The sequence below is a fragment of the uncultured Methylobacterium sp. genome (genome assembly GCF_964244095.1).
Lineage (GTDB): Bacteria > Pseudomonadota > Alphaproteobacteria > Rhizobiales > Beijerinckiaceae > Methylobacterium.
On the sequence record NZ_CAXTHR010000152.1, the window covers coordinates 1 to 9,966 of the forward strand.

Annotated in this window: 8 protein-coding genes; 5 read left to right on the forward strand and 3 right to left on the reverse strand. The window is 73.5% G+C overall.

All coding sequences use genetic code 11. The features are described 5' to 3' along the window. The first annotated feature begins 86 nt into the window (after positions 1-86). A complete protein-coding gene (locus ACFE86_RS18710) occupies positions 87-212 on the forward strand; it encodes a hypothetical protein (RefSeq protein ID WP_375456828.1) in 126 nt (41 codons plus the stop codon). A gap of 43 nt (positions 213-255) precedes the next feature. On the opposite strand, the gene ACFE86_RS18715 is transcribed toward ACFE86_RS18710, so the two are convergent. Beyond that, a complete protein-coding gene (locus tag ACFE86_RS18715; protein ID WP_375456829.1) occupies positions 256-5,148 on the reverse strand; it encodes an NAD-glutamate dehydrogenase in 4,893 nt (1,630 codons plus the stop codon). A gap of 325 nt (positions 5,149-5,473) precedes the next feature. On the opposite strand from ACFE86_RS18715, the gene ACFE86_RS18720 reads away from it, so the two are divergent. Further along, positions 5,474-5,680 (forward strand): hypothetical protein, encoded by a 207-nt coding sequence (locus ACFE86_RS18720; protein WP_375456830.1) that lies wholly within the window; start codon positions 5,474-5,476, stop codon positions 5,678-5,680. A gap of 318 nt (positions 5,681-5,998) precedes the next feature. After that, a complete protein-coding gene (locus tag ACFE86_RS18725) occupies positions 5,999-6,655 on the forward strand; it encodes a DUF2147 domain-containing protein (protein WP_375456831.1) in 657 nt (218 codons plus the stop codon). A gap of 141 nt (positions 6,656-6,796) precedes the next feature. On the opposite strand, the gene ACFE86_RS18730 is transcribed toward ACFE86_RS18725, so the two are convergent. Continuing rightward, on the reverse strand, positions 6,797-8,020 hold the full coding sequence (locus tag ACFE86_RS18730; RefSeq protein ID WP_375456832.1) for a serine hydrolase domain-containing protein: 1,224 nt from the start codon (positions 8,018-8,020) through the stop codon (positions 6,797-6,799). Positions 8,021-8,087: 67 nt separating this feature from the next. Beyond that, positions 8,088-8,582 (reverse strand): DUF427 domain-containing protein, encoded by a 495-nt coding sequence (locus tag ACFE86_RS18735; protein ID WP_375456833.1) that lies wholly within the window; start codon positions 8,580-8,582, stop codon positions 8,088-8,090. A 106-nt stretch (positions 8,583-8,688) separates the two neighbouring features. Between ACFE86_RS18735 and otsB the strand changes: the two genes are divergently transcribed. Together otsB and ACFE86_RS18745 are read left to right on the forward strand one after the other, a co-directional pair. Then, positions 8,689-9,438 carry a trehalose-phosphatase gene (gene otsB, locus ACFE86_RS18740; protein WP_375456834.1) on the forward strand — a complete coding sequence of 250 codons (750 nt, stop codon included), beginning with the start codon at positions 8,689-8,691 and terminating at the stop codon, positions 9,436-9,438. Between the two features lie 134 nt (positions 9,439-9,572). Then, on the forward strand, positions 9,573-9,966 hold a 394-nt coding region (locus ACFE86_RS18745), incomplete at its 3' end, for a glucokinase (protein WP_375456835.1).

Sequence of the window (9,966 nt, forward strand, 5' to 3'; positions counted from 1 at the left end):
CGCAAATCGCTGCCTGAAAACAGAAAAAACGGATTCCTTCGGAGTCGCGGTATATGATCCGGCCGAAACGCACCGGAGCTGAACCGATGAGCACGTCCCTTGCCCGACCCGCGACCGGCGCCGCGAAGAAGCCCGGCCTGGTCGCCGAGATGCTGCGCCTCTGGCTGGAGCACAACCAGCGCATGCTCGACATGCGCATGGGGCCGTTCTGAAGCGTCCCGGCCGTCGGGCCGGTTAGCCCGAGCGCGGCCGGGCTCAGGCCCGCGCCAGGTCCCCGAGCAGGCTGGCCGCGACGGTGGCCTTCGAGACGGTCATCCCCGAGGCCGCGATGGCGTCCACCGCCGCGCGGATGCGGGTGAGCGCCGGGCCGCGCGCCCTGCTCCAGGCCGCGACCGCGTCGGGACCGGGCCCGATGTCGCCGACCACCTCCGCGGTGAGCTGCCGGTGGGCCGTCGAGATGCCGGCGACCGCGCGCTCCAGGGCGACGCGGTCGAAGGTGTCGGAGACCGGCGCGGCGCGCGCCGCCGCGGCCAGCGCATCGAGGGAGAAGGCGCGCTCCAGGGCGAAATGCGTCGCCGCGATCTCCGAGACCGGCCGGCCGCTGGTTCCGGCGACGCGGACGATGTCCGGCGCCGAGGCCATCGCGCGGAGCGATGCGAGGCGCAAAGCCGGCGCGTCGTCCATGCCCTGCCCGACCAGTTCGGCCTGCCGCCGCCCGATCGCCGCGCGCGCCGCCTCGCCGAGCACGTTCGGCAGGGCGGCCAGCACCGCGTCGATGCCTTCGCGGTAGCGTGCCACGAGCGGCGCGATGCCGCCGGCGAGGTCGAGGTTGCGGATGAACCAGACGATGCGGTCGGCGAGCAGATCCTGCACCTCGGCGTAGAGACCGACCTGCGCCCGGCCGCCGATCCGGCCGGCAAGCCCGTCCTTTGCCCCAAGCCCGTCCTTTCCACCAAGCCCGTCGATCGCCGCGTTCAGTTCCATCAGGCCGAAGGCGTCGCGGGTCACCGCGTAGGCCTTGGCGATGGTGGCGGCGTCCGCCCCGGTCTCGTCCGTCAGCCGCGTGACGAGCGAGATCCCGCCGCGGTTGACGATGATGTTCGAGAGCGCGGTGGCGATGATCTCGCGGCGCAGGCGATGCCCCCTCACCGCGTCGGGGAACGTCTCGCGCAAGGCCTTCGGAAAGTAGCGCTGCAACTCGCGGTCGAAATACGGGTCGTCGGGGACCGGGCTCGCTAGGATGGCGTCGTAGAGCGAGAGCTTGGCGTAGGCGAGCAGCACCGCGTATTCGGGCCGCGTCAGGCCCTCGCCGCGGCGCATGCGCTCGGCGAGCGCGGCGTCGTCCGGCAGGACCTCGACAGCGCGGTCGAGGCGCCCTTCCGCCTCCAGCGCCTGCATCGTGCGCAGGGCGAAGCCCGTCTCGCCGAGGCCGCGATGCTCTGCGAGCGAGAGTGCCAGCGTCTGCAACTCGTTGTTGCGCAGCACCAGATGCGCGACCTCGTCGGTCATGGTGACCAGGAGCGCGTTGCGGGCCGCCGCGTCGAGGCGGCCGTCGCGCTCAGGCGTCATCAGCGCGATCTTGATGTTCACCTCGACGTCGGAGGTATTGACGCCGGCGGAGTTGTCGATGGCGTCGGTGTTGAGCCGCACGCCCGCGCGCGCCGCCTCGATGCGCCCGGCCTGCGTCAGGCCGAGATTGGCGCCCTCGCCGACCGCCTTGGCGCGGATCTCCGGGCCGGTGATCCGCACCGCGTCGTTGGCCCGGTCGCCGGCCTGCTCGTCGGTCTCGGTGGTGGCGCGGACATAGGTGCCGATGCCGCCGAACCACAGCAGGTCGACGGGCGCCTTGAGGATCGCCTGCATCAGCTCGGCCGGCGAGGCGTTACCGTTGTCGAAGCCGAGCGCCGCGCGGACCTCCGCGGACAGCGGGATGCTCTTCAGGGAGCGGGAGAACACGCCGCCGCCGGTGGAGATCAGCGACGCGTCGTAATCGGCCCAGCTCGACCGGCCGAGGTCGAACAGTCTTTTGCGCTCGACGAAGGCGGCTTCCATGTCGGGCGTCGGATCGAGGAAGACGTCGCGGTGGTCGAAGGCCGCGACCAGTTTCAGCGTGCGCGACAGCAGCATGCCGTTGCCGAACACGTCGCCCGACATGTCGCCGACGCCGACCACCGTCACCGGGTCGGATTGCGTGTCCACGTCGATCTCGCGGAAGTGGCGCTTGACCGCCTCCCAGGCGCCGCGGGCGGTGATGCCCATGCCCTTGTGGTCGTAGCCCTGGCTGCCGCCGGACGCGAAGGCGTCGCCGAGCCAGTGGCCGCGCTCCAGCGACAGCGCGTTGGCGATGTCGGAGAAGGTGGCGGTGCCCTTGTCGGCGGCGACCACGAGGTAGGCGTCGTCGCCGTCGTGGCGCACGGTGTCGGCGGGCGGCACGACGGCATCGCGGACGAAGTTGTCGGTGAGTTCGAGCAGCGTGCGGATGAAGATGCGGTAGCTCTCGGTCCCTTCCGCAAGCCACGCCGCGCGGTCGGACGCCGGGGGCAGGCGCTTGGGGAAGAACCCGCCCTTGGCGCCGACGGGCACGATGACCGCGTTCTTGACCTGCTGCGCCTTCACGAGGCCCAAAATCTCGGTGCGGAAATCCTCCGGCCGGTCGGACCAGCGCAGGCCGCCGCGTGCCACGTAGCCGAAGCGTAGGTGCAGGCCCTCGACGCGGGACGCGTAGACGAAGATCTCGAAGAACGGCCGCGGCAGCGGCATGCCCGACACCTTGGCGCAGGCGAACTTGAAGGCGATGGTCTCGCGCGGGCTCCCGTCGGCCGCCTTCTGGAAGAAGTTGGTGCGGACGGCGGCCTCCACGAGGTTGACGAAGCGGCGCAGGATGCGGTCCTCGTCGAGGCTGGTCACGCCGGCGAGCGCCGCCTCGATGGTCTGCCGGGCCGCCGCTTCGCCGGCCGCGCGGTCGCCCGCGGCGGCCGGGTCGAAGCGGGCGTGGAACAGGGCCACGATCGCCCTGGCGATGGCGGGATGCTGGCTCAGGGTCGCGGCGAGGTAGTCCTGGCCGTAGCTGACGCGGAGCTGGCGCAGGTAGCGGCCGAGGCCGCGCAGCAGCGCCGCGTCGCGCCAGGGCAGGGCCGCCTCCAGGACGAGGCGGTTGTAGCCGTCGGATTCGGCCTGGCCCGCGGCGATGGCGAGCATCGCCGCCTCCAGCAGCGCCTCCAGGGGGCCGATGTCGATCGCCGCCCCGGTGGCGCGCTCCAGCAGCATGTCGTGCAGCCAGACCTTGGCGTCGCCGCCCGCGGCCAGGACGCTGTAGGTCCGCTCGTTGATCACCCGGAAGCCGAGGTTCTCCAGGCCGGGCACCCGGTCGGAGAGCGGCAGCGACGCGCCGCGGGAGAACACCTTGAGGCGCACCTGCGCCGGCGGGTCGGTGTCGCGGCGGTCGATGGCGACGGCGCGCGGACGGCCTTCGGAGAGCGATTCGAGGATGGCGATGTCGGCGATGGCCACATCCGCCGAGAAGTTTTCGCGATAGGCCGCCGAGAAGCCGCCGCCGTAACGCGCGGCCAGCGCCCGCGCCTCGGAGCCGCCCACGGCGTCGGCGAGCGCCGCGCGCAGGGCATCGCCCCAGGTCCGCACCAGGGCGGCGATGCCCGCCTCGAGGACGGCCGGGTCGCGCTCCGCCGCGCCGGCCTCCGAGAAGCCGACGATGTAGTGGATCCGCGCCAGCGGCCCGTCCGGCAGCTCGGGATAGGTCGCCGAGAGCCGGCCGCCGTGTTCCTCGGCGAGGTAGGCGCCGATGCGGGCGCGCACGGCCGAATCGTAGCGGTCCTTGGGCACGAAGACGAGGAGCGAGACGAAGCGCCCGAACCGGTCGGTGCGCGACAGGACGCGGATGCGCGGCCGGTCGGCGAGGTCGGCGATGGCCAGGGTGAAGCGCGAGAGCCGCTCCACGTCGATCTGGAACAGGTCGTCGCGCGGGTAGGTCTCCAGCACGGCGAGCAGCGCCCGCCCGGCATGGCTCGTCGGGTCGAGGCCGGCCTTCTCCACCACCGCCGCCACCTTGCCGCGCAGGTAGGGCACCTCGCGGGCGAGCGCGGTGTAGGCCGAGGCCGTGAACAGGCCGACGATGCGCACCTCGCCGGTGAGCTTGCCGGTGGGGGAGAACAGCTTGACGGCGACGTAGTCGAGGTGCGCCGCCCGGTGGACGCGGGCCTTGAGGCTCGCCTTGGTGATGATCAGCGCGTGCGGCTCTTCGAGGAAGGCGACGATCTCGGGCGTCATGTCGACGAGCGCGCGGCCGCGCCGCAGCACCGCGAGGCCGGGGTCGCGCAGGATGCCGAGGCTCTCGCGATCGGATGCGGGATGCGCCTCCCCGGACAGGGCGTGCTCGCGCATGCCGAGCAGGGTGAAGTGCCCGTCGCGCAGCCAGTGCAGGAAGGCGCGCGCCTCGGCGACCTCGCCCTCGGGGAGCGGCGGCGGGTTGCGGCCGTAGCCCTCAGTGAGGTCCCCGAGGCGCGCCAGCATCGCGTCGTGGTCGTCAGTGACGAGGGCGACGTCGCGGAACACCTGCGCGAGGCCGGTCTCGACGCGTTCGCGCGCCGCGCCGGCATCGAGCCGGTCGAGGTGGATGTGGATGAAGCTCTCGCGGTTGAGCGCGCCGTGGGCGTCGGCGGTGGTCTCCCCGACGACGCGGAGCAGCGCGCCGGCCGCGTCCCGCTCGACGCCGAGGATCGGGTGCGCGACGAGGTCGGGCGTCAGGCCCTGCCCGGTCAGCTCGGCGAGCGTCGAGTCGAGGAGGTAGGGCCGGTTGTCGTTGACGACCTCGACGACCGTCAGCTCGCGCATGCGCCCGGCGCCGGCGATGCCGACATCGGCGAGCCGCAGGCCCGAGGGCGCCCCGGGCGCGCGCGGCTCGGCGAGGTGCCCGCGGGCCGCGATCGCCAGGTCGGCCAGCGCCTCGGCCGGGTAGGCGGCGAGGTCTTCCGGGGGCACGCGCCCGAACAGGTCGCGGACGAAGCCGCCGGGGCCGCCCCGCCGCGCCACGATCGCGGCCGCCGCGTCGATCAGGCCGGCGCGGGCGGATTTCGCCTCGGTCGTCGCGAGCGCGGTGGCGGATTCGAGGACCGACTCGGTTTCCGGCGTCATGGACTGAGACCCTCCGAACCGGCGCCGCGGCCGGCCCCCTGCCAAGGTTTAGGGGAGGGGTACGGCCAAGTCGATGCCGGTCGGCGCTCGCCAGGACCCGATGCGTGAGCGCGCCGCCGCCGACCGGGTCCTTCCGCCCGGCGCGGATGCGGCCCGTCGGCGGCCGGAAGGGTCCGGGGCCGCCGCTTCGGCCCGGCGGCGGAAACCAAGCGGCGGATCTCCCGTTGACGCTTCATTGGATCTGTTCTAATTAAGAACTACGGACGGGCACGGGGCCGGCGACGTTTCCCGAGGCCCGCAACGGATACCGGAACGGAGAGACCTCATGACCTCGACCAGCGCGTCCTGCGACCACTGCCGCTTCTTCGACGACCACAAGACCAACGGCGCCCAGGCGTCCGGCGACCAGGGCCTGTGCCGCTTCAACCCGCCGGTGAGCCAGCCGGCTCCCGACTCGAAGGGCCTGTGGCCGGTGGTGGCCTCGCAGGATTGGTGCGGCCACTTCACCGCCGAGATGACCGCGGCCGAATAGTCCGCCCGCGATCCGGCCGGGATCGCGGATCGCTTCGACCACGGGGGCCGGTGCCGATGCGCCGGCCCCCGTCTTGCGTGGTCCACCCGATGCACCTCCATCTGCGCCCGGCCACGGATGCCGACCTCCCGGCGGTGACCCGGATTTACGTCGCGGCCGTGCTGCAGTCGGCGTAGGCCGCGGCCATGATCCCGTCACCTTCGGAGCGGATGGCGGGGACGTGCAAGGGGACTTGCAGGGAAGGGCGCACCGGCCCGCCGAGCCGAGCTTCGGTATGCCGACGGGCGCGGCGCGGGCTCGCGCGAGGGAGGATTCGGCATGACGTTTCGACGGATCGGCGCGGGGATCGGCGCCTGGGCCGGACGTGCGGCGGCACTCGCGCTGCTGTCCGGGGCGGCGCAGGCCGCGACACCCGCGGACCCGAGCGGTACGTGGCTCGTCGAGGACGGACGCGCCCGTGTCCGCATCGAGAAGTGCGGGCCGGGCGAGAAGAGCGTCTGCGGCTACGTCGTGTGGCTGAAGGTGCCGCTCAACGACAAGGGCCAGCCGCGGATCGACTTCAGGAACCCCGATCCCAAGAAGCAGGCGCGCGCCTCGCTCGGCCACCAGCTCATCATGGGCCTGAAGCCGAACGCGGATGCCCGCTACGAGGGCAAGATCTACAATTCCGAGGACGGCAAGTCCTACGACGTCACGATCTGGACCGACACGCCGGCCGAGCTGACGGTGCGCGGCTGCCTGATCGCCTTCCTGTGCAAGTCGCAGACCTGGAACCGGGTCACCGACGTGGCGCCGGGCCAGATGGTTGGCGCAACGAACGGGCCCGGCGGCCCGCGCACGGACCCCGAATACATGGCGGCCAAGCCCGCGGCGACCGGCTCGACCGCGGCCAAGCCCGGCGCGCCGAGGCCCGGCGCGAAGGCCGGCCCGGCCGCCGCCGCACCCGCGGAGTCCGCCGCGCCCGCCGACGAGTAGGCGGGCACGGCCTCGGCCGGCGCCCGCATCCGCCGGCGCGGCACCTGCCGCGCGGCCCCCGCGGCGCCCCGTCCGGCACGGGCGCACAGCGCGCCGGCGCTCGTCCGAGCGGCCGACCGCCGTCGCGCCGAATCGCGGGAATCAATCCGCCAGCGCGGCGTAGGTCAGCACCCGCAGTTCCTTGCGGATCGGCAGGGCGGAAGAGGGGACGAGCTGGGTCAGGAGCACCACGGCGAGATCCTCGGCCGGGTCGATCCAAAAGGCGGTGGAGGCCATGCCGCCCCAGGCGACCTCGCCCGGCGTGCCGACGATCTGGGCTTTCGCCGGATCGAGCATCACCGAGAACCCCAGCCCGAAGCCGATGCCGTGATAGGACGACTCGGCAAAGCGCGGCGTCCCGACCGAGGCGAGGTCGCCGGGCAGGTGGTTCGTCGTCATCAGCGCGACGGTCTTGCGCCCGAGCAGCCGCACGCCGTCGAGCACGCCGCCGTTGAGGATGAAGCGGCAGAAGCGCAGGTAGTCGGACGCCGTCGAGACGAGGCCGCCCCCGCCGCCCGCGATCGCCGGCGGCGCGGCGAAAGCGGTCTCGACGGCATCGTCGTACAGCGTCAGGCGGCCCTCGCGGTCGTAGGCGTAATTCGCCGCGAACCGCGGCATGGCCTCGGGCCGCACGAAGAAGTCGGTGTCGACCATGCCCAGCGGCGCGATCACGCGCTCGCGCAGGTGATCGGCGAAGTCCCGGCCGGAGACGACCGCGACGAGGTGGCCGAGGACGTCCGTCGAGACGCTGTAGTTCCACGCCGTCCCCGGCTGCGCCAGCAGCGGCAGCCCGGCCACCGTCGCCACCACCTCGGCGAGGCTCGCATCCGGCCGCAGGAAGTCGGCGCCGTGCTGGCGGTAGAGGGCGTCGACCAGGGTCGATTCCATGAAGCCGTAGGTCAGGCCGCCGGTATGGGTGAGGAGATCGCCGATGGTGATCGGGCGGCGGGCCGGCTCGGTCTCGAGCCTGGCGCGGCTGCCGCCGGTCGCGACCCGCATCGCGGCGAAGTCCGGCAGGAAGCGCGCGACCGGGTCGTCGAGCTGGAACCGGCCCTCCTCGTAGAGCTGCATCACCGCGACCGAGGTCAGGGGCTTGGTCATCGAGTAGATGCGCGTGACGGTGTCGGCCGTGAACGGCGTCCCGCGCGCCAGGTCCGCGAGCCCGCGGGCGCGCTGGAAGGCGGTGCGTCCGCGCCGGGCCACCGTCACCGACAGCCCGGCGAGCTTCCCGTCCGCCACGAGCCGGGCCATCCAGGCGTCGATGCGCTCCAGGCGTTCCGGGTCGAAGCCGAGGTCCTGCGGCTTCACGTCGATCGCGTCCGGCATGGGTTGGTCCTCGCGTCCGTGATCCGGGATGTAGCGGTCGGGACGGTGCGGGCCAGATCGAGACGCCTCACCAGCCCTGGCTTCCGGGGCCGCCCTTGAACGGGCCGACGATGCCCGGCGTGATCCAGCCGCCGTAGAAGCCGCCGGGCTGCGGCGCGGCGCGGACGCCGCCGACGAAGCAGCCCTCCATCGGGCCGGCATAGAACGCGACGTGGCCGGCGATCGGCCGGAAGCCCGGCGTCGGGTCGGGATAGGCCCATGCGGCACCAGGGGCCGCGCCCGCGCCGGCCCGCACGTCGAACAGCACGGCGCGGCCCTTCCATTCGCAGATCCCGGCGCGGCGCGGCGGCCCGAGGACGCCTTCCGCCACGTCGCCGGGCGGGAAGTAGTAGGTCGGCGGATGGCTGGTCTCCAGCACCCGGAAGCCCGCCACCGTCTCGGCGATGGTCCGGCCGCCGAGCACCACCGTCAGCCTCGCGGCGACGGGCTCCAGGCGGGGCGGGCGCGGATAGTCCCAGACGCTCTCCTGGCCGGGTCTCACGGGGGATGGGGTCGGATGCATGGCGTCGTCCTCTCGCTGTCGCCCGCGGACAGATAGGGCGGTCGCGGCAGGCGTTTGCCCAAACGCCGCGGCGTGCTAGCCCCGATCGTCAAGCCGGAGCCCGACGTTGGACACCCCCATCGCCCTCTTCCTCGATTTCGACGGCACGCTGGTCGAGATCGCGCCGCGCCCGGACCTGGTCCGGGTCGATCCCGGCCTCGTGCCGGTGCTGGAGGCGCTGCGTTCCCGGCTCGGCGGGGCGCTGGCGATCGTCACCGGCCGGCCGGTCTCGGTGATCGACGACTTCCTCGCGCCGGCGGCGTTCGACATCGCCGGCCTGCACGGGGTCGAGCACCGGGTCGACGGCGTGCTCGCCGGCGGCAGTCCGGCCGACCACCCGGAGCTGCGCGCCCGCATCAGGTGGCTCCGGGCGATGATCGCCGACCTCGACGCGGTGCTGATCGAGGACAAGGGCGCGTCGGTCGCCGTCCACTGGCGGCTCGCGACCCCGGCGGATGCCGGGCGGGCGGAAGCCGCGGTCACCGCGGTCGCCGCCGAGCTTGCCGGCGCCTACCGGCTCCAACTCGGCAAGGCGGTCGGCGAGATCGTGCCGGCCTCGGCCACCAAGGCGCATGCGATCCGCGCCTTCCTGAGGAACGCCCCTTATGCCGGCCGCCGCGCGGTATTCCTCGGCGACGACCGCACCGACGAGATCGCCTTCGCGAGCGTGGCCGAGGCGGGCGGGCTCGGCATCCGCGTCGGCCCCGGCGCGACCGCGGCGGCGCGGCGCCTTCCCGACCCGGAGGCGGTGCGCGCCTTGCTTTCCGGATGGGCGGCGGGCGGCGCCATCGATCCGGACGCGCTGCCGGCCGCCTGAGCGGCGGCCCCGCGCGAGGTCGAAGCGACGCGTCGGGCGGCACGGCCCGCACGGGTCAGGAGAAGGGGTGCCGCATGTTCGCGTTTCCGGTCCTCGTCGGCGATATCGGCGGCACCAACGCCCGCTTCGCACTGATCGACGCCAAGGGCGCCGCGCCGCGCCTGCTCTCGCACGAGGAGACCGCGCGCCATCCCGACCCGTCCGGCGCGATCCGCGCGGCGCTCGCCAAGGACCGCGCGGGCGGCCCGCCGCCGCGCTCGGCGATCCTGGCCATCGCCGGCCGCGTCGACGGGCCGAAGGTGCAGATGACCAATGCCCGGTGGGTGATCGAGGGCGCCCGGATCGGCGCCGATTTCGGCCTGTCCACCTGCGTCGTGGTCAACGACTACGTGCCCGTGGCGGCGGGTGCCGCCGGCATCGCGCCGCACGACCTCACGCCGATCGGACCGGCCGGCCAAGTGCCGGGCCGTCACGTGCCCGGCGGCGCCCGCGTGGTGCTCGGCCCCGGCACCGGCTTCGGCGCCGCGG